The organism is Micromonospora sp. LHW51205 (assembly GCF_003315815.1).
Lineage (GTDB): Bacteria > Actinomycetota > Actinomycetes > Mycobacteriales > Micromonosporaceae > Micromonospora > Micromonospora chalcea.
Genome location: NZ_QMEZ01000011.1, coordinates 158,189 through 175,435 on the forward strand (window position 1 = coordinate 158,189; position 17,247 = coordinate 175,435).

The 17,247-nt window shown below is 69.7% G+C and carries 18 protein-coding genes; 9 read left to right on the plus strand and 9 right to left on the minus strand.

The genetic code is table 11. The annotated features are described in order from the left end of the window. Positions 1 to 21: 21 nt before the first annotated feature. Both DQE82_RS28735 and DQE82_RS28740 read right to left on the minus strand, forming a co-directional pair. Positions 22 to 444 carry a hypothetical protein gene (locus DQE82_RS28735; RefSeq protein WP_043328585.1) on the minus strand — a complete coding sequence of 141 codons (423 nt, stop codon included), beginning with the start codon at positions 442 to 444 and terminating at the stop codon, positions 22 to 24. Continuing rightward, positions 437 to 850 carry a hypothetical protein gene (locus DQE82_RS28740; RefSeq protein ID WP_082931094.1) on the minus strand — a complete coding sequence of 138 codons (414 nt, stop codon included), beginning with the start codon at positions 848 to 850 and terminating at the stop codon, positions 437 to 439. The genes DQE82_RS28735 and DQE82_RS28740 overlap by 8 nt, the downstream gene beginning before the upstream one ends. Positions 851 to 981: 131 nt before the next feature. On the opposite strand from DQE82_RS28740, the gene DQE82_RS28745 reads away from it, so the two are divergent. After that, entirely contained in the window at positions 982 to 1,878 is an 897-nt protein-coding gene (locus DQE82_RS28745) for a Gfo/Idh/MocA family protein (RefSeq protein WP_113974715.1), read from the plus strand. Positions 1,879 to 1,937: 59 nt separating this feature from the next. Here DQE82_RS28745 and DQE82_RS28750 read toward each other — a convergent pair whose 3' ends face one another. Next, a complete protein-coding gene (locus DQE82_RS28750) occupies positions 1,938 to 2,135 on the minus strand; it encodes a DUF2795 domain-containing protein (protein ID WP_043328589.1) in 198 nt (65 codons plus the stop codon). A gap of 159 nt (positions 2,136 to 2,294) precedes the next feature. On the opposite strand from DQE82_RS28750, the gene DQE82_RS28755 reads away from it, so the two are divergent. Beyond that, positions 2,295 to 3,539 carry an erythromycin esterase family protein gene (locus DQE82_RS28755; RefSeq protein ID WP_113974716.1) on the plus strand — a complete coding sequence of 415 codons (1,245 nt, stop codon included), beginning with the start codon at positions 2,295 to 2,297 and terminating at the stop codon, positions 3,537 to 3,539. A 35-nt stretch (positions 3,540 to 3,574) separates the two neighbouring features. Here the strand turns inward: DQE82_RS28755 and DQE82_RS28760 are convergent, their stop codons facing one another. The 3 genes from DQE82_RS28760 to DQE82_RS28770 all read right to left on the minus strand — a co-directional run bounded on the left by DQE82_RS28760 (position 3,575) and on the right by DQE82_RS28770 (position 6,823). Continuing rightward, positions 3,575 to 5,755 carry an MMPL family transporter gene (locus DQE82_RS28760; RefSeq protein ID WP_043328592.1) on the minus strand — a complete coding sequence of 727 codons (2,181 nt, stop codon included), beginning with the start codon at positions 5,753 to 5,755 and terminating at the stop codon, positions 3,575 to 3,577. A 28-nt stretch (positions 5,756 to 5,783) separates the two neighbouring features. Then, complete coding sequence (locus DQE82_RS28765) at positions 5,784 to 6,329, minus strand: TetR/AcrR family transcriptional regulator (protein ID WP_043328594.1); 546 nt, start codon at positions 6,327 to 6,329, stop codon at positions 5,784 to 5,786. A gap of 92 nt (positions 6,330 to 6,421) precedes the next feature. Next, the gene (locus tag DQE82_RS28770) at positions 6,422 to 6,823 is read right to left on the minus strand and encodes a helix-turn-helix domain-containing protein (RefSeq protein ID WP_043328596.1); all 402 of its coding nucleotides are present in this window, start codon (positions 6,821 to 6,823) and stop codon (positions 6,422 to 6,424) included. A gap of 91 nt (positions 6,824 to 6,914) precedes the next feature. Here DQE82_RS28770 and ligD point away from each other — a divergent pair, with 91 nt between their 5' ends. From ligD to DQE82_RS28795, 3 genes are all read left to right on the plus strand, one after another. After that, positions 6,915 to 7,874 carry a non-homologous end-joining DNA ligase gene (gene ligD / locus DQE82_RS28775; RefSeq protein WP_104114537.1) on the plus strand — a complete coding sequence of 320 codons (960 nt, stop codon included), beginning with the start codon at positions 6,915 to 6,917 and terminating at the stop codon, positions 7,872 to 7,874. Positions 7,875 to 9,610: 1,736 nt separating this feature from the next. Next, a complete protein-coding gene (locus tag DQE82_RS28790; protein ID WP_158560019.1) occupies positions 9,611 to 10,825 on the plus strand; it encodes an ATP-binding protein in 1,215 nt (404 codons plus the stop codon). Beyond that, a complete protein-coding gene (locus DQE82_RS28795; protein WP_113974718.1) occupies positions 10,822 to 11,742 on the plus strand; it encodes a DUF4435 domain-containing protein in 921 nt (306 codons plus the stop codon). The genes DQE82_RS28790 and DQE82_RS28795 overlap by 4 nt, the downstream gene beginning before the upstream one ends. 98 nt (positions 11,743 to 11,840) lie before the next feature. On the opposite strand, the gene DQE82_RS28800 is transcribed toward DQE82_RS28795, so the two are convergent. From DQE82_RS28800 to DQE82_RS28810, 3 genes are all read right to left on the minus strand, one after another. Next, positions 11,841 to 12,776 carry an NAD-dependent epimerase/dehydratase family protein gene (locus tag DQE82_RS28800; RefSeq protein WP_113974719.1) on the minus strand — a complete coding sequence of 312 codons (936 nt, stop codon included), beginning with the start codon at positions 12,774 to 12,776 and terminating at the stop codon, positions 11,841 to 11,843. 1 nt (position 12,777) lies between these two features. Then, entirely contained in the window at positions 12,778 to 14,265 is a 1,488-nt protein-coding gene (locus DQE82_RS28805; RefSeq protein WP_233514815.1) for a helix-turn-helix domain-containing protein, read from the minus strand. A gap of 74 nt (positions 14,266 to 14,339) precedes the next feature. Continuing rightward, positions 14,340 to 14,753 (minus strand): helix-turn-helix transcriptional regulator, encoded by a 414-nt coding sequence (locus tag DQE82_RS28810; protein ID WP_113974720.1) that lies wholly within the window; start codon positions 14,751 to 14,753, stop codon positions 14,340 to 14,342. Positions 14,754 to 15,154: 401 nt separating this feature from the next. On the opposite strand from DQE82_RS28810, the gene DQE82_RS28815 reads away from it, so the two are divergent. The 4 genes from DQE82_RS28815 to DQE82_RS28830 all read left to right on the plus strand — a co-directional run bounded on the left by DQE82_RS28815 (position 15,155) and on the right by DQE82_RS28830 (position 17,097). Further along, positions 15,155 to 15,400: a DUF6284 family protein gene (locus tag DQE82_RS28815; RefSeq protein ID WP_113974721.1), complete on the plus strand. Its 246-nt coding sequence runs from the start codon at positions 15,155 to 15,157 to the stop codon at positions 15,398 to 15,400. Then, a complete protein-coding gene (locus DQE82_RS28820) occupies positions 15,400 to 15,774 on the plus strand; it encodes an RRQRL motif-containing zinc-binding protein (RefSeq protein WP_113974722.1) in 375 nt (124 codons plus the stop codon). The genes DQE82_RS28815 and DQE82_RS28820 overlap by 1 nt, the downstream gene beginning before the upstream one ends. Continuing rightward, positions 15,771 to 16,571: an ABC transporter permease gene (locus DQE82_RS28825; protein WP_113974723.1), complete on the plus strand. Its 801-nt coding sequence runs from the start codon at positions 15,771 to 15,773 to the stop codon at positions 16,569 to 16,571. The genes DQE82_RS28820 and DQE82_RS28825 overlap by 4 nt, the downstream gene beginning before the upstream one ends. Before the next feature lie 94 nt (positions 16,572 to 16,665). Beyond that, positions 16,666 to 17,097, plus strand: coding sequence for a helix-turn-helix transcriptional regulator (locus tag DQE82_RS28830; RefSeq protein WP_113974724.1), 432 nt, complete (start codon positions 16,666 to 16,668; stop codon positions 17,095 to 17,097). Positions 17,098 to 17,247: the final 150 nt, after the last annotated feature.

The following is a 17,247-nucleotide window of genomic DNA, read 5'->3' on the forward strand; positions in this document are numbered from 1 at the left end:
CCCGACCCGGCGCGGGCCCGCTCAGGCGGGGTCGCGCCGGGTGCGCCAGAGCCAGAACAGACCGAGCACCGGCAGCACCAGCGGCACGTAGCCGTAGCCGCTGCCGAAGCCGGACCAGACCGTCTCGTCCGGGAACAGCTCCTTGTCGGCGATGCTCAGCACACCGACGCCGAGCACCCCGACCAGTTCGACGGCGCAGCAGGCCAGCGCGACCCGGCGGCCGGCGTGCCCGGCCCGGGCCAGCCCGACCGCCGCCACGATGTAGATCAGCGCCGCCACCGCGGACAGCAGATACGCCACCGGCGCCTCGTCGAACTTCGTGGCGATCTGCAGGCCGGCCCGCGAGGTCGCGGCGATGGCGAAGACGATGTAGACGGCGATCAGCAGCCGGCCCGGGCCGCGGTTGGTGGCGCGATGCTCGTGCGCGGTCGTGGTGTCAGCCACCGAGCGCCTCCCAGGTCTGCTGGAGCCGGACCGCCACGACCGGCGTGACAAGGCAGATCGCGCAGACGATGCCCGAGCCCCACCGGGTCGGCTCCATCCGCGCCAGCACCCAGGCCAGCGGCGGCAGGCAGACGAGCGTCGCCAGGTAGCCGAAGAACGCGCCCGGCTCGCCCGGCCGCTCGCCGCCGCCGAGCGCGACGAGCGCCACCACGGTCAGCGCGAGCAGCGCCACCTCCAGCACGGCCAGGCCGACGAACTGGATCCGGTCCGGCGGCCGGTGGCGTACCGCCGCCACCAGGGCCCAGAGCGCGACCGCCAGCGAGATCACGATCGCGACCGTGGCGAGCGGCCCGTCCACCGGCGATCCGGCGGCCGCCGCGACGGTCGTCGACACAGTGTCGTTCACCGGCACAGCCTACTAACCGGTGTAGTAGCGGCCCGCCCGCCGGGTCGAGGCGCGCCGGACCGGCCGGACGACTAGCGTGGATCACGGTCCCGGCGTACGCCGGTGGCGGACGTCGACGGCAGGGGGTCCGGGTGCGGTTCGGGTTGTTCGGCACGGGTTACTGGGCGGCGCAGACGCACGCCGCGGCCATCGAGGCGCACCCGCGGGCACGCCTCGCCGGCGTGTGGGGGCGCAACCCCGCCAAGGCGGAGGAACTGGCCACCCGGCACGGCGTACCGGCCTTCACCGACGTCGACGCGCTGATCGACGCGTGCGACGCGATCGCCGTGGCGCTCCCGCCGGACGTGCAGGCCGACATCGCCGTCCGCGCCGCCACCGCCGGGCGGCACCTGCTGCTGGACAAGCCGTTGGCGCTCGACCTCGCCGGCGCCGACCGGGTGGTCGACGCGGCCCAGGCGTCCGGTGTGGCCTCGGTGGTCTTCTTCACCCAGCGCTTCCACCCGAACGTCACCGGGTTCCTCGCCTCGACCGCCGCGGCCGGCGGCTGGCAGCACGCCCGGGCCACCATGTTCGCGTCGATCTTCCAGCCGGGGAACCCGTACGGCGACTCGACCTGGCGGCGGGAGCGCGGCGCGCTCTGGGACATCGGCCCGCACGCGCTGTCGCTGATCCTGCCGGTGCTCGGCCGGGTCACCCGGGTCGCCGCGATGGACGGCCCGAGCGGTCTGGTGCACCTGCTGCTCACCCACGACGGCGGCGCCACCAGCTCGCTCTCGCTCACCCTGGACGCGCCGTCCGAGGCGGTCACCCGGGACTTCGTCTTCTTCGGCGAGAACGGCACCGAGACCGTCCCGCCCGGCGACGGCAGCGCGCTCCAGGCGTTCTCCACCGCGCTCGACCAGCTGCTGGAAGAGGTCGACGCGGGCACCCGCGACCACCGCTGCGACGTGCGGTTCGGCCGCGAGGTGGTGGCGGTGCTGGACGCCGCGCAGACCGCCCGCGCCCAGGGCCGCACCGTCGAGCTGTAAGGAAGGGCCCCTTATTAACGCCTCCGGTAGAGGAAGGGGCCCCTCTTAACACCCGCAGGTCAGGCGCCGGCCAGCGTGACGATCGCCTCGCCCAGTTCGGTGGGGGACTGGAACTCCTCGGCCGGCAGGGACCGCAGCGCCTGCAGCGCCTCGGTGCTGGCACCGTTCTCCTGGCCCCAGCGAACCAGGTCCTCCCGGGAGACCGGGTAGTCCAGCCCGGCCAGGAACTCCTGCAACTGCGCGCCGGTGACGGTCATGCCGCCCGGCTACCCAATGAGCCCGGCGCCATGCCCCCCGCCGGGCCCGCGTCCGCCACTACGCCCGCCCCGCCGACCCGGGCCGCAGCCGCCGCCGTACGCCCGCCGCCCGACTCGACGGCGGCGGTTTGTCCCGGCGGGCCCCGGGTAGCCGCGGACATGCTGGTACAGCGGCTCGGCGCGCCGAGCGACTTCGACCCGCTGCTGGAGCGCGTCCGGGACGCCCGCGTGGTGATGATCGGCGAGGCGACGCACGGCAGCTACGACTACTACCGGCTGCGGGAGCAGTTGACCCGGCGCCTCATCGCCGAGCAGGGGTTCGACTTCGTGGCGGTGGAGGGGGACTGGCCGGACTGCGACCGGGTGCACCGGTCGGTGGTCGGCGCGCCGGACGGGCTCGCCGATCCGCTGGTGGCGCTGGAACGGTTCGAACGCTGGCCCACCTGGATGTGGGCGAACGCCGAGGTGGCCCGCTTCTGCCGCTGGCTGCGGGCGTGGAACCTGGAACGCCCGGAGGGGGAACGGGCCGGCTTCCACGGGCTGGACGTGTATTCCCTCTGGGAGTCGATGCAGGCCATCTTCGACTACCTGGGCGAGGAGGACCCGGCCTCGCTGGAGGCGTACCGCTGCTTCGAGCCGTACGGCAAGCGGCCCGAGGAGTACGCGATGGCCAGCCGGTTCGTCTCCGCCCGGTGCGAGGAGGAGGTGGTCCGGCTGCTGGCGCGTACCCGGGAACAGGCCGCCGCGGACGGCCCGGACCGCTTCTCGGCCTGGCAGAACGCGGAGGTGGTGGCCGGCGCGGAGCGGTACTACCGGGCCATGGTCGGCGGCGGCCCCGAGTCGTGGAACGTGCGCGACATCCACATGGCCGACACGCTCGACCGGCTGCTCGACCGGTACGGGCCGGGCTCGCGGGGAATCGTGTGGGCGCACAACACGCACGTCGGCGACGCCCGGGCCACCGACATGGCGGCGGACGGGATGGTCAACATCGGGCAGTTGGGCCGGGAACGGCACGGCCGGGACACGGTGGCGCTGATCGGCTTCGGGAGCTGGCGCGGCAGCGTGATAGCCGCTCCGCGCTGGGGTTCCCCGGCCGAGGCGATGGTGGTGCCGCCGGCCCGGAAGGGCTCGGTGGAGCACCGGCTGCACGAGCTGATGCCGGACCGGGCGGTGCTGGTCTTCGGCGGCGACGACCAGCCGGAGTGGGTGACCGGCGAGGCGGACCACCGGGCCATCGGGGTGGTGTACGACCCGAGCTTCGAGTCCTGGGGCAACTACGTGCCGACCCGGCTGGGCGAGCGCTACGACGCGTTCATCTGGTGCGACGAGACCACGGCGCTGCACCCGCTGCCGGCGCACGTCACGCCCGGCGAGATGGAGACGTACCCGGCGGGGGTGTGACCGGGTGGGGCCCGTCGGACCCCACCCGGTACGGCTCACACCTGGGCGTGCTGCTTCTCGGCGAGGTGGGCGCGCAGGCCCTCACCCTCGACGTCCACGTTGGGCAGGATCTTGTTCAGCCAGCGCGGCAGCCACCAGGCGGCGTTGTTCAGCAGCGACATGACCGCCGGCACGATGGTCATCCGGACCACGAACGCGTCGATGGCGACACCGATCGCGAGCGCGAAGCCCATCGACTTGATGATCGGGTCCTCCAGGAAGACGAAGCCGCCGAACACCGAGATCATGATGAGCGCGGCGGCGGTGACCACCCGGGCGCCGTGCCCCATGCCGTTGATGGTGGCCTGCTGCGCGGTGTCGCCGTGCACGAAGTCCTCGCGCATCCGGGAGACCAGGAAGACCTCGTAGTCCATGGCCAGGCCGAACAGGATGCCGATGAGCAGGATGGGCAGGAAGCTGACCAGCGGGGCCGGGGTGTCCAGGCCGACCAGGTCGGCCAGGTGGCCCTGCTGGAACACCGCCACGGTGATGCCGAACGTGGCCGCCACGGTGAGCAGGAAGCCCAGCGCCGCCTTGACCGGCACCAGGATCGACCGGAACACCAGCATCAGCAGCAGGATCGACAGGCCCACCACCAGCAGCAGGTAGACCGGCAGCGCGTCGGAGAGCTTCTCGGACACGTCGATGCCGACCGCGGTGACGCCGGTGAGCAGCACGTCGGCGTTCTGGATGCCGGCGACCTGCTTGCGGATGTCCTGCACCACCGTCTCGGTGGCCTCGTCGGTCGGCCCGCTCTCCGGGATCACGCCGAGCAGCGCGGTACGCCCCGACGGGTCGACCTGCGGCGGGGCCACCGCGAGCACCCCGTCGGTCTTCTGGATCAGCGCGGTGACCTGCGGGATGGCGGCCTGGGTCGCCTGCGGCGAGTCGGCGGTCACCACGACCGCGAGCCGGCCGGTGAAGCCGGGGCCGAAGCCCTCCCGGATCAGGTCGCTGCTGACCCGGGCCGGGGTGCCCTCGGCGGCGGCGGAGGCGTCCGGCAGCGCCAGGCGCATGTCCTGGGCCGGGATCGCGAGCAGGCCGAGGCCGAGCAGCCCGACCAGGATCACCGGGATGCGCAGCTTGGTGACCCAGTTCGCCCAGCGGAAGCCGAAGCCGGTGCGGTCCTCCGAGCCGGTGGCCGGGTCCTCGACCGCCTTGCGGTCACGCAGCTTGCGCGGCAGCACCTTGTGGCCGGCGAAGCCGAGCAGCGCCGGGGCCAGCGTGATCGCCACCAGCACGGCGATCGTGACGGTGCCGGCCGCGGCCAGGCCCATCACGGTGAGGAACGGGATGCCCACCACGGCCAGGCCGGCGAGCGCCACCACCACCGTGGCGCCGGCGAAGACCACAGCCGAGCCGGCGGTGCCGACCGCGCGGCCGACCGCCTCCTCCGGGGAGAGCCCGTCGAGGAGGTTCTGCCGGTGCCGGGAGGTGATGAACAGCGAGTAGTCGATGCCGACCGCGAGGCCGAGCATCAGCGCCAGGATCGGCGCGGTGCTGGTCAGCTCGACCGCGCCGCTGAGCGCGAACAGACCGGCCATGCCGACGCCGACGCCGATCAGCGCGTTCAGCATGGTCATCCCGGCCGCCACGAGCGAGCCGAACGTGATCACCAGGACGATCGCCGCGACCAGCACGCCGATGGCCTCGGTCGAGCCGACCTCCGGCTCGGCGTTCAGCACCTCGCCGCCGGGGGCGATCTGCCAGCCCTGCGCCTCGGCCTGCTCGCCGACCTTCTCGTACGCGTCGCGCTGCTCGTCGGTGATCTCGTCGACCCCGCCGGCGAACTGCACCTGGATCAGCGCGTAGCGGCCGTCCGGGGTGAGCGCCTGCGCCTGGTACGGGTCGACCGCGCCGACCACGCCGGGCAGCGTGGCCGCCTCCTGCGTGACCTGCTTGACCAACCCCTGGCCGGCGGGCGTGGTGAGCGCGCCGTCCTGTGGCGCCTTGATAGCGATCGTGCCGGTGGCGCCGCTGGCCGCCGGGAAGCGGTCGGCGAGCAGGTCGATCGCCTTCTGCGACTCGGTGCCGGGCATGGTGAAGTTGCTCGCCGTCGGGCCCCGCAGCGTGGCCGCGGCCAGGCCGAGGCCGACGAGTACGACGAGCCAGATGACGGCGACGAGTCGCCGTCGGCGCAGAGATGCCCGGCCGAGCCGGTACAGCAGGGTCGCCATGGACCTTCCTTGTCCTCGCAGGTTCGGATCAGATGGAGACTTCGAGCGCGCGGTACGCCACGGCGAGCAGCGCGGGTCGCAGCTGTTCGTCGGGGATGTCCAGGAACTCGCCGCAGGTCTCGGCGATGCCGGCGAGTACGACGAGCGCCGCGACCCGGGCCTCGGGCCGGTCGGAGAAGCCGGCGAACGCCGCGACCAGCCGTTCGGAGATCTGCTGGATGTGCATGAACGTGGGCTGCTGGAGCAGGTCGGAGAACTCGCCGCGGAGCAGCGCGATCTCGCGGCGGAAGCGGACCGCCAGGTCGACGAAGCCCTCCGCCGCGACGCGCTGTGCGTCCGCGCCGGTGTGCTCGGCGATCCGGGTGTCGAGTTCCTCCAGCACCGCGATGGCCGGCGCCATCAGCTCGCCGAGCAGCGCGTCCTTGCTGGCGAAGTGGTAGAGCACTGTGGCTTTGGAGCAGCCGACCTCACGGGCGATGTCCTGGAGTGAGGTGCCCTTGTAGCCGGTGACGGCGAACCGCCGAGCCGCCGCGGTGAGCAACTCGTCGTGGGTGGCCGGGGTGGGGCGCGCCATGACATCAAGCATGCCTGACCGATCGGTCAGGTGCTGACCGATCGGTCAGATAGAGCGCGTGGCGTTCGCCACATAAGGGCGATTTCAGTTGTTCAGGCCGGTGGGTGGCCGTGCCTACGGTCGTACTCGGCCCGGGCCGCGCTGATCGCCTCGCGGTGCCGTTCGGCCCAGCTGGTCAGCGCCACCAGCGAGTCGTACAGCTCGCGGGCCATCGGGGTGGCCGTGTACTCGACCTTTGGCGGCACGCAGGGGTGGACATGCCGGTCCAGCAGCCCGTCCCGCTCCAGGTTGCGCAGCGTCAGCGTGAGCATCCGGCGGCTGATCCCCTCCACCCGGCGCTCCAGCTCGGTGAAGCGGACCGGGCCGGCCGAGGCGGCGATCAGGATGCCGATGGCCCACTTCCCGCCCACCCGGTCCAGCGCCTCCCGCACGGTGCAGGCGCTCGCCTGCTCCGCCGCGCCCGATCCGCACCGGTCCGCCTCTGCCTCGCCCACGCCCCGATCGTCGCAGGTGCCGGCCGGTGAGGCGCGCGCCGGGCACCGTGTCGGGGTTGCCGAGCCGGGCCCGGCCCGGGATGGTGGTCCGATGGGCGCCGCCGACGAGACCCGGGCCGGAGTGTCGCTGACCAACCTCGACCAGCCGCTGTTCGACGGCGCCGGGGCGACCAAACGCGACCTGGTCGACTACCTCGACGCGATGGCTGACCGGATCCTGCCGGAACTGCGGGACCGGCCGCTGTCGGTGCTGCGGGTGCGGCCCGGCCAGGAGCCGTTCATGCAGAAGAACCTGCCGAAGTACACGCCCGACTGGGTGCGCCGTACCGAGGTGTGGGCCGAGGCGTCGCGCCGGCGCATCTCGTACGCCCTCTGCGACGACCGGCGGACGCTGCTCTGGTTCGCCAACCAGCGGGCCGTCGAATACCACCCGACGCTCGGCCGGGCCGCGCAGCCCGAGCACCCGACCCACCTGGTGCTCGACCTCGACCCGCCGGAGGGCGACTCGTTCCCGGCCGCCGTGCGGGTCGCGCTGCTGGTCCGGCAGGCGCTCGCCGACGCCGGGCTGGCCGGCGCGGTGAAGACGAGCGGCGCGAAAGGGCTGCACGTGATCGTGCCGGTCGACCCGGCCACCACGGCGGAGGAGGCCGCCGCCGCGACCCGGGCGCTCGCCGTCCGTACCGAACGGCTCGACCCGGCGGCCGCGACCACCGCGTTCATCGTCGCCGACCGCGGCGGCCGCGTCTTCGTCGACTCCACCCGGGCGTACGGGGCGACTGTGGTGGCCGCCTACAGTCCCCGGATCCGGCCCGGCGCCCCCGTGTCGTACCCGGTGGGCTGGACCGACCTGGAGAGCGCGAGCCCGGCAGACTTCACCGTGCGGACCGTGCCCGCGCTGCTGGGCGACCGGGATCCCTGGGCGGAGGCGCTGCCCGCGCCGCAGCGGCTGCCGGCGGACCTGGTCGAGCAGGGACGGACCATCCCGGTGGCCCGGGTGCAGGCGATGCACGAGGGCAAGCGACGCGCCAAGGCCCGCCGCGAGGCCGGGTGAGCCCGGTCCGCGTCAGCGCCGCCCGGTCCTCGCCGCCGGCGGGTGCTTGCCCCAGGTGAACGCGATCAGCACCACGGCCAGGGCCCAGGTGACGATCATCGTCCAGATCGGGTGGGTCTCGGTGGCCGGGCGGCGGGCTCGCCCGCGTCCACCTCCCGCAGGATCCGCGCGGCGCGGGGCAGGTCGCCGCAGGCGGTTGCGCGGCCGCGTTCGCCAGGGCCAGCCGGATGGCGCCGCCGGGGGAGGGGCTGCGTTCGTGCGCCCGCTGAGCCGCCGCCACCAGCTCGGCGGCGTCGGGGTGCCCGAACCGGGCCGCCAGCGACGCCAGCATGGTGAGCGTCCAGCTCCGCCCCGCGACGTCCAGCTCCTGGTTCAGCGCCCGCCCGAGGTACGTCAGGGACAGCGAGGGACGCTGGGTCGCGTAGTAGGCGCCGAGCCGCCCGAGCAGCATCGCCCGCTGGCGTGGCCCGTACCGGTCGGCGGCGACCTCCCGGTGCAGCATCCGCAGCGTCTCGTCCACCCGGCCCGCCAGGTAGAGGTTGTCGGCGACGTCGACCAGCCAGGCCAGGCGCGCCTCCGCCGCCCCGGGCGCGGGGGCGGCCAGCAGCAGATCAGCGGCCAGGCTGGGACCGACCGCCGGGTCGACCGCCAGCCGCGCGGCCAGCGCCGAGGCGGACCGGCTCACCGCCGGCAGGACCCGCAGCAGCTGCCGGGCCGCCTGGGCCGGGCGCCCGGCGTCGGCGAGCACCTCGGCCGCCGCCTCGCGCAGCGCCTGCCGCACCGAGGGCGGGGTGTCCCGCAGTACGTCGTCGCGCAACGCGATGGAAGACAGCCGCAGCCCGGCGGCGGTGTCGACGAGGAACCCGCGCGCGATCAGCTCCTCCACCGTCGCGTCGATCCGCTCGTCCGACGTGGTGCCGGTGTGCGCGGCCACCGCTTCGAGGAACCACAGCCCGCAAGGGGCGTCCGCGACGGCGACGGCGCGCATCACCGATCGGTGCGCGGTGGTCAGCGAGGAGGGTACGCCCGTGTGCATCTTGGGGCGGTTGGTCAACGGAGTCTCGGGCAACTGGCTCACCTTCGCAGGTGCTGGGGTTCGACCCGTTCACCGCGAGGTTAGCCACCTCGTGACCTGCCCATCCCCGAATTCGGGGACACTGCTGCGCACGCCGGGGACACGACGAAGGCCCCTGACCGGGCTGGTCAAGGGCCTTGCGATGACTGCTCTGGTGCCCCCGGCAGGATTCGAACCTGCGCTCCCGCCTCCGGAGAGAGGCACCGTGTCAGGCCGCATCTGACCGTTGAGCTGGGCAAACAGCAAGCCAGAGCAGACAGGGCCGCAAGCTTTGGCACGGATTTGGCGCAGAGGCGTCCGGCATGCCCCCTGCGCACGCAGCGGATGGACCAGAATGAACGCCGCCCAGCGACTGCCTTCCCCACTCCGCACTCGGGTACTCCTTGGCGTGCCCTTTGTCGCTCAGCTCCCGAGCCCAGCCAGAGGCCCCAGCAATGGCCCTCAAACAGCCCGATCCGGAGGCGCGCAGCATGTCACGAGGGCCGTTGTAATGGCCCATACCATAGGAACTGCCGCTTCTCATGAGAATGACCAGCATCCGTCAGAGTCCTCGCAGAAGCAGTAGCTGCTGGCTATAAGATTCGGCATCCGAGGGGCATGAGGGGACAGCGCACAGTCCTGTATGGTGCATCGTGACCCATTGCTTACGAACAGGGCCGAGATGATCTGGATCAAGCGAGTCGAAGTCCGCGGGCTAGCAGGCCGGACCAGGGCCGTCCAATACAAACTCAACCCCGACGTCAACATATTCTTTGGCCAGAATGGTTCAGGAAAGACGGGACTTTTAAAGATCTTGCACGGGGCTCTGGCGAGCGAAGTGATGCCGGTGATACCCGTAGCATTCGACAGCGCAAGTGTTCTTGTTGAAACCGACGATGTCGGTGAGGAATCAAGGACTCTTCAGCGTGACGACGAGTTCGAGCTAATGGCACGTGAACTCCGCGCGAATCGGCGAGGTTACTTCCATCCTGGCTCAATTGAGGAGCCAATTCGTCAGAATGGATTGGGTTGGCAGGCCGAGGTAAAGGCCAAGAGAAACCGACGGGGCGCATCGCAAGAGGGCCTGCTGCCTCCCAATCGGCGGATTCGTCACCTGCCGCACGGCTTCTTGTCCATAACGCGATTGACAACGGACCTCAGTCGCTCAGGCCGCTACGGCTCGCCGGCTCACACTCTTGACGAATGGGAATTTGATGAGATCTTCGGAGAAGCGCTCCAGGATCGTTGGAAGACGTACACCAACCGGGTCTTGTCGGAAGTGCGCCGAGCCCAAGAGGGCGCCCTGGCTCAGATTCTCGGAGTAGTACTATCGCCGCAGGGCGAATCCGAGGCGACCGGTGATGACATCGATACCGAGCAGGCATACAAGCGGGTTAGGAACTTTCTGGGAAGGCAAGGCGGGCAGAGCCACCGCAGAAGCGGTTTCCCGAAGATCGACTTTGGTAAAGAATACAAAAATGACCCTAAGTTGCGGCGAGTCGTTAATCTGATCGACCAAGTGGAAGGTCAGATTGAGCACATCATGAAGACCAGGGTAGCCCTCCAGGACCTCGTAACTGAATTGATGGGCCGCGAAAACAAGAAGCTCACGTTTACTGACGAAGAAATTCGAGTTCAGCTCGACAGTAATCGTATGATCGGACTTGCGCGGCTTTCGTCGGGTGAAAAGCAGCTATTGAGGGTGTTGGTGGAGGCAACGATGGCTGGACCAAACCCGATCATTATCGACGAGCCGGAGCTGTCAATGCATATTGACTGGCAGCGGAAGTTGTTGGCGGCAATGCGAACACTTAACCCAGACGCTCAGATCATCGTCGCGACGCACTCCCCCGAGATCATGGCCGACTACGAGGATGAGAAGATCTTCCGTCTATGAACCGCCTAGTCCACTCCCCCAAGGGCTATCTCAGGCAGATGCAGATGTCCACATACAAAGTGTGGATTTTTGTCGAAGGGAAGACCGATCGCTATTTCTACTCGAAGCTGGCGGAAGCCACGGCGACTCGTCGGTCCCGCAATAGCTTCATTGTGGCCATGGCGGATGAACTGCTTGGAAGCCCTGGTAAGGGCGGAGGAAAGAGCGTCCTGCTATCCTTTTTCGATCAACTTCGAGAAACAGGCGGCTTGATTTCCAGGCTCGGGGGTAAAGAGACTCGGGCGGTATTCTTCGTGGATAAAGATGTCGCCGACATTACGGGGGGTCGAAGGCGTAGCCCTCACGTCATCTACACGGAGTACTACAACGTCGAAAACTACGCTTTCAAATACGGAGACATCGCAGATGCGCTTGCGGCATCCCTTGATATACCGCTACAAACAGCAGCCGCTTTAGTGCCCGATCCGAAAGTGTGGCGGGTATCGAGGGCGCATGCGTGGAAGGATTGGGCCTTCCTCTGTCTGGTGGCGGCAATGCTCCAAGTTAGACACCATGCGAACTATAGCGCCCCATCTGCTGTGAACGGTGGTCAAGCTGGGAGTGTAGACGCCCAGAGGGTGTTGGCTTTCCTGACTGCTCTCAGGAGTGCGTGTCCTCACGATTCGAGAACGATAGACGAGGTAATCGACAAGGCGCGGAGCCTGACCGAGAACTACTATTCGACCTGGCGGCATGATCGAATCTTTAACGGGAAGTGGTACGTCCATCACCTGGAAAGGGATGTGACGAGCATGTTGCCTTCAGTGACAGCGCAGGGATTCGGCAAGCACATTGTCCGCCACCTTGTTCACAGACTCGACTTCTCGGCCCCGTGGGCGCGGTCGCTGCGCACGAAATTGGCGGGGCACCTTGGATAGCCTCTGATGTCGCGGGCGGCCTTCCCATTGCTCGGAGTTGGGGATTAATGCGGATGTCCCTTTAAGGGCTGAGGCGTGAATTCGGCCCGAACGGGCTGTTAGGCCCATGCTTCCCATGCGTCAGTGAGAATGTCGCTGAAATTGGACCTCACAGGGGTCCAGCCAAGGAGGGCTTGAGCGCGGCTGATGTCCGCGATCAGGTTCGGCGGCTCTGGCTTGGGTGGCTGGCGGTGGACGGTCACCGGATAACCGGTGATCTGCTCGGCGATGGCCACCACGGTGGCCATGCTCGTCCCGGTACCGGAGCCAAGGTTGATGGTCGGGCAGGTGCCGGGAACACAGGAGGCCAGGCCCTGCCGGATGGCAGTAGCGACGTCGGCAACGTGGACGAAGTCTCGGACTGCTGATCCGTCGCCGTTGAGGGTGACGTGGTCGAGCTGGCCGCTGATCGCACGGAAGACGTTCGGGATGATCCGTGCGCGGTCGGTGTCGGTGACCCCGTCGACGGCTCCGGCGATGTTAAAGGGCCGAACGATGATCGCTCCGACTGCCCCGGTCGCCGCGTAGGCGGCGACCATGTGCTCGGCGGCGACCTTCGAGGCCGCGTATGGGCTCTCGGGGTGCGGGGGGAGGTCTTCGGACAGCGCGCCTTGGTGCTGCGACCCATAGACGATGTTGGTGGAGGCGAAGACCAGGGCGGCGGGGTCGGTGGTCGTCCGGGTGGCGTCGAGAGCCATGAGCAGGTTCAGGGTGCCGGTCGCATTGACGTCGAAGTAGCCGAGCGGGTCAGCGAGCGAGTCCCGGCCGCTGGTTAACGCGGCCAGATGAACGACTCCGTCGTATTCGCCTTCCTTGACGATCTGGGCGACCCGGGCGCGGTCTCGGATGTCTCCCGTCACGATCGCGACATCAGCGGGTGGGTTGCGGTCCCCGCGACCCCGGCTCATGACGGTGACCCGGTGTCCGGCGGTGAGTAGGTCACAGGCGACGGCGCGGCCGAGAAATCCGAGGCCACCGGTTACCAGCACGTGCACGTCAGCCTCTCCCCAGGATCGTGCGGCGGTGCTCCCACGCGAGCTGGATGCAGCCGGCTGCCGCCGGAGCTAGCCGCCCGCTGGCAGTCAGTTCCTCGATGGTGTGTCGGGTGAACGGCAGTGCCGATGTGGGCCGTACCCGCCCGGTCTTCACCACGGTTCCCTCGTCGTTGGCGCTGACCATGTCGGCGAATAGGCGGTCATAGGTAGGGCCATCGAACACGGCCACGGTCAAGATTTCGCCCCAGAGAGTGAGCGCGTCGAGCGCGACGCCGAGGCAGAAGACTCGTATCCCACCCGCCACGTAGTGGCGTTGGAAGCTTGCCAGCGGCTCGGCGGTGTAATCCGCCGGCTCACCGTCACCACCGTGCTCGGCCGTGCCGAGAAATTCCTCGCTGTACTCCCGCATCATGTTGCGCCATAGATCGAAGTCCGCCGCCAAGGCCGCCGGTAGGACGCTCGACGGCTGGAAGACCCCCGCCGGCATGATGTGCAGCATTCCCCCAGCCACGGCTACGTTGCCAGCCGCCCGGTTGTGCAGCACGAAGGACACCCCGTCTTCGTCCACCCGCAGGGTGAGCGTGTCGGTTGACGGTGCCGTCGGCCGACGGCTCGGCGTGAACGGGTCGCCGACAAGCCGCCGAAATCCCAGGTTCCGCCAGGACGCCGGCAGGACGCCGCTTCCGTCGCCCGCAACGTGGTACATCGCCATCTCGTGCGCGAGCGCCTCTGAGACGTCGACACCACCGAAGTACGTGCCGGTGGTGAAGGTGAGTGCTTGGTCGGGCTGGCTCCAGTCGACTCCCGCGAGATGCCAGGCGAGCCGGTTCTCAAAGAGCCGGGGCTGTTCGACGTCCCGCAGGGCGAGACTGTAGCGCTGGTGGCGCCGTCCGTCCGATGCCAACGGCCGTACGCAGGCCGACGCGTCTTCGCTACCGGTGACGGCAGGGGTGGTCCCTTCCGGCGCGAGGCCGATGCCGAACTGCGTCAACTCGATGGGGGTCGACGGCAGCCATTCCGGTGGCGCGATCAAGCCAGTGTCGCCTACTCGATCCTTCGCTTCGTAGAGCCGCGCTGCCTCCCGCGCGAGCTGCACCCGGTGGACGTTCAACTTCCGGCGGACAGCCCGCCACTCTTCCTGGCTTTCCTCGGCGTGCGGGTGAGACTCGGATTCCTGGTGGATCGCGAAACCTCCGGAGTCGTTCTCGGGGCTATCGCGTTGCTGCGGCGTGACGCGCTGCCGCGTCAGTCCAAGATCCTGCACCGATACACCGAAGTGCTCGGCGAGGAGCTGTCGGTAGAGCGCCGACGGGAACGTGATTCCCCGCTCCCACCTGCTCACCTGGTTGGCGGTGACGGCCAGCCGCTTCCCGCGCCCCGCCCCAAGGTGATTGAGCCCGTCCGCCACGTCCTGCTGAGTCTCACCCTCAGCGTCGCGGAGGTTGTAGAGCGCGAAATTCGGGGTGGCATCTCTGGCGCGAGCAGGCATAGCCGCCCTCCTTTGCTGGCGTAGGCACCGGGACGCGCACCACCCGTGCCTAGTTGATGCCTAGTGAACGGCGCTTACTCGCCTGTTGAACGGCGTTTGGATGTGCGTACGGAACTGGTGTCCTTGTCGCCATGACCGACATCGACCGCGATCCGCTCGACGGCATCCGCGAGCCGCCGTACCTCGGCGTGGAGCTGATCCAGCCGCGCGAGCACCAACGAGGAACCGTCCGTCTGTCCCGCCTTCCCGATGCCGCTCGGCGGTGCGGACCCCGTCAGCACGGCTCGGAGGTAGTCGTCCGGCCAGCCGAGAGCCTGAGAGATTGCAGCGAGCGTGCGAGTGGACCGCTTGCGAGTCGCGGTCGCGTATTGCAGCTCACGCAGGGTCGCAACCGACACCTTCGATCGCTCGGCCAACTCCTGCTGGGTCATCGGCAACTCGGTCATCCGGCTGTTCATGGCGCTGGCTACCGCCTGCCAATCCTCCACCGACTGCCTCCCTGTCTGACTGCCTGATCCGCTGATCCTAGTTCCTCCACCCTCGTTGACACCGCACAACATCAGCGCTAATTTTAGCGCTGAAATCAGCTACGCCGCCGGTTGGTCCCGGGGAAGGCAGCGCTTCGCAGCGCTGCGCGCCCACGAGCCACCCGCGCACTTGGTCATTGAGAACTGAACAGCAGAAGCGCCGCGTAGATCCGTCTGCGGCATCCCCGCCTTGAGCCACACGGTGGCCGACCCCGGTGTCTTCCCGGGCGAGCGGGGCGAGCGGGCCGGATCCGGCGCGCGGCATGGACTTCTGCCTCTGGTTTCTGTTCGTCCCGGGGTGCGGCCGGTCTGGTCGCACTCCGGGGCTTTCCCGACTTCAGCGACTCTCCCGGAGGTTTCCCGTGAGGAAGCACCTTGCCCCCGTGGCCACCGAGCCGACCGCCGCCGACCTGGCCGCGATCGAGTCGGAGTGGCCGCTGATCGCCGCCGAGCTGGACGTACTCGACGCCGAGATCACGATGCTCTACGCCGAGGACCACGGCGGCCCCTCGCCGCTGGACTGGCGACGGTTGCGCCGGGCCGAGGCCCGCGTCACCCGCGCCGCCACCTTCCTGAGCACCCGCACCGACCCGCACCGCGCGGCCTGATGTCCCGCATCCGCGCCGCCTTCCACGACCCGGACGGAGCGCGGTACGGCATCCCCACCTACTGGTGGCGAGGTGCCCCGCCCGGCTACGCCACCCGCCGCCAACTGACCGCCGCCGGCCTACGCCCCGGTGGTCAGCCCATCGCCGCTCAGGTGCTCTGGCGCGGCGTCGGCGGCACCCGCGCCGCCTACCTGTACCGGCTCGACCTGGCCACGCCGAAGCGCACCGCCACCCCCGCCCAACGCGCCGCCATCGGCAAGGCGCTGACCGCCCGCCGTACCTGCCCGACCTGCCGGCACGTCCGGCCCTACTACATCCCGCGCTCGCTGGGTGAATGCCTCGCGTGCGCCTATCCGTTGGAGGACGCAGCATGACCGCCCCCACGATCAACGGCACCCGCTACCCGCAGCCCATCGAAGACCTGTTGCCCGCCGCCCGAGGGCTGGACCTGCCCGAGGGGCAGCGGTTCCCGTCGCGGAACCGGCTGATGCGCGAGTTCCGCATCGGCGCTCCCAAGGCCGGTGAACTCCTGGCCCTGCTCAAGGCCGAGCCCACCACCCCGCCCGGCGAAACCACCGCCCCCGAGGCCCCGGAACCGGCCGCCGGGCCGGACATCCCCGAGCCCGCCGCACCCGTCGCGCCGCTGGCGGTGGACCCGACGCCCGTACCGGAGATCACGCCGCCCGAGCCGGAGGCCGAGGTCACGCCGGTCGGTCGCCCGGACACGCCCACCTCGGCCGCGCCGGTGCGGTCGGCGGTGGTGTGGCCGGTGGTGCTGCTCGCGCTTCCGGCGTTCGTGGCGATCTGGTCCGGGTGGGTCGGCCTCGGCGGACTCACCGGCTTCGGCGTGGTGCACCCGCTGCCGGGGATCTGGGACAGCTTCTCCATCAACTCCGCGATCACCCTGCCGATCGGGGTGGAGACCTACGGCGCGTACGCGCTGTACGTGTGGCTGTCCGGCCGCGTACCCGGCCGGGCGCGCCGCTTCGCGAAGTGGTCGGCCATCGCGTCACTCCTGGTCGGCGCGCTCGGCCAGGTCGCCTACCACCTGTTGGAAGCCGCCGGGGTCACCTCGGCCCCGTGGTGGATCACCACCGCCGTGGCCTGTCTGCCGGTGGCGGTGCTCGGCATGGGCGCCGCTCTGGCCCACCTGGTCCGCACCCACGACTAGCGCCGCCCGGCGGCACGGCCCCTGGCCTGCAAACCGATGCCGTGCCGCCGGCCCTCCACCCCTCAGCCCAATCGACCTCAAGGAGAGACCATCCATGTTCGCAGATCCGACCGGCGCGCGTGCTGCCGTGTTCGCCGCCGTGTTCGCCGCTCTCTACGTCGCTCATCAGGTCGCCGATCACTGGGTGCAGACCCAGTGGCAGGCCGACTGCAAGAGCAAGCCCGGGTGGCTCGGCCGCCTCGCCTGCGCCGCGCACGTGGCCACCTACACCCTCACCGCCGCCGTCACCCTCACCACCGTCGTTCTGGCGACCGGGCTGCGCCTGGACCTGTGGGGCGTCGGGGTCGGGCTGGCGGTGTCGGCGGTGTCGCACTACATCGCCGACCGGCGTACCCCGCTGCGCCGCCTGGCCGAGGTGCTCGGCAAAGACCCGCATTGGCTGACCCGAGGCGGCGGCATGTACGCCCTCGACCAGTCCTGGCACTACGGATTCCTGTTCATCGCCGCCCTGTTCTGCGCCGCCTAACCCACCCCTGAAGGGAGAGCCCTCTGATGGCACGCATTTCGATCGGCCGGTCCACCGGCCGCATCACCACCGGCACCTCGACGCTGTGGTGCCCGCCCTGCGGCAACGACAGCAACTGGCGCGACATCACCGCCGACGACCGGCGCACCT

Excerpts from the sequence above, each read along its gene's own strand:
- DQE82_RS28760 (WP_043328592.1), bottom strand. The coding sequence starts at position 5,755 with ATGGCGACCCTGCTGTACCGGCTCGGCCGGGCATCTCTGCGCCGACGG.
- DQE82_RS28820 (WP_113974722.1), top strand. The coding sequence starts at position 15,400 with ATGTCCCGCATCCGCGCCGCCTTCCACGACCCGGACGGAGCGCGGTAC.
- DQE82_RS28755 (WP_113974716.1), top strand. The coding sequence starts at position 2,295 with ATGCTGGTACAGCGGCTCGGCGCGCCGAGCGACTTCGACCCGCTGCTG.
- DQE82_RS28830 (WP_113974724.1), top strand. The coding sequence starts at position 16,666 with ATGTTCGCAGATCCGACCGGCGCGCGTGCTGCCGTGTTCGCCGCCGTG.
- DQE82_RS28750 (WP_043328589.1), bottom strand. The coding sequence starts at position 2,135 with ATGACCGTCACCGGCGCGCAGTTGCAGGAGTTCCTGGCCGGGCTGGAC.
- DQE82_RS28765 (WP_043328594.1), bottom strand. The coding sequence starts at position 6,329 with ATGGCGCGCCCCACCCCGGCCACCCACGACGAGTTGCTCACCGCGGCG.
- ligD (WP_104114537.1), top strand. The coding sequence starts at position 6,915 with ATGGGCGCCGCCGACGAGACCCGGGCCGGAGTGTCGCTGACCAACCTC.
- DQE82_RS28790 (WP_158560019.1), top strand. The coding sequence starts at position 9,611 with ATGATCTGGATCAAGCGAGTCGAAGTCCGCGGGCTAGCAGGCCGGACC.
- DQE82_RS28825 (WP_113974723.1), top strand. The coding sequence starts at position 15,771 with ATGACCGCCCCCACGATCAACGGCACCCGCTACCCGCAGCCCATCGAA.
- DQE82_RS28805 (WP_233514815.1), bottom strand. The coding sequence starts at position 14,265 with ATGCCTGCTCGCGCCAGAGATGCCACCCCGAATTTCGCGCTCTACAAC.
- DQE82_RS28795 (WP_113974718.1), top strand. The coding sequence starts at position 10,822 with ATGAACCGCCTAGTCCACTCCCCCAAGGGCTATCTCAGGCAGATGCAG.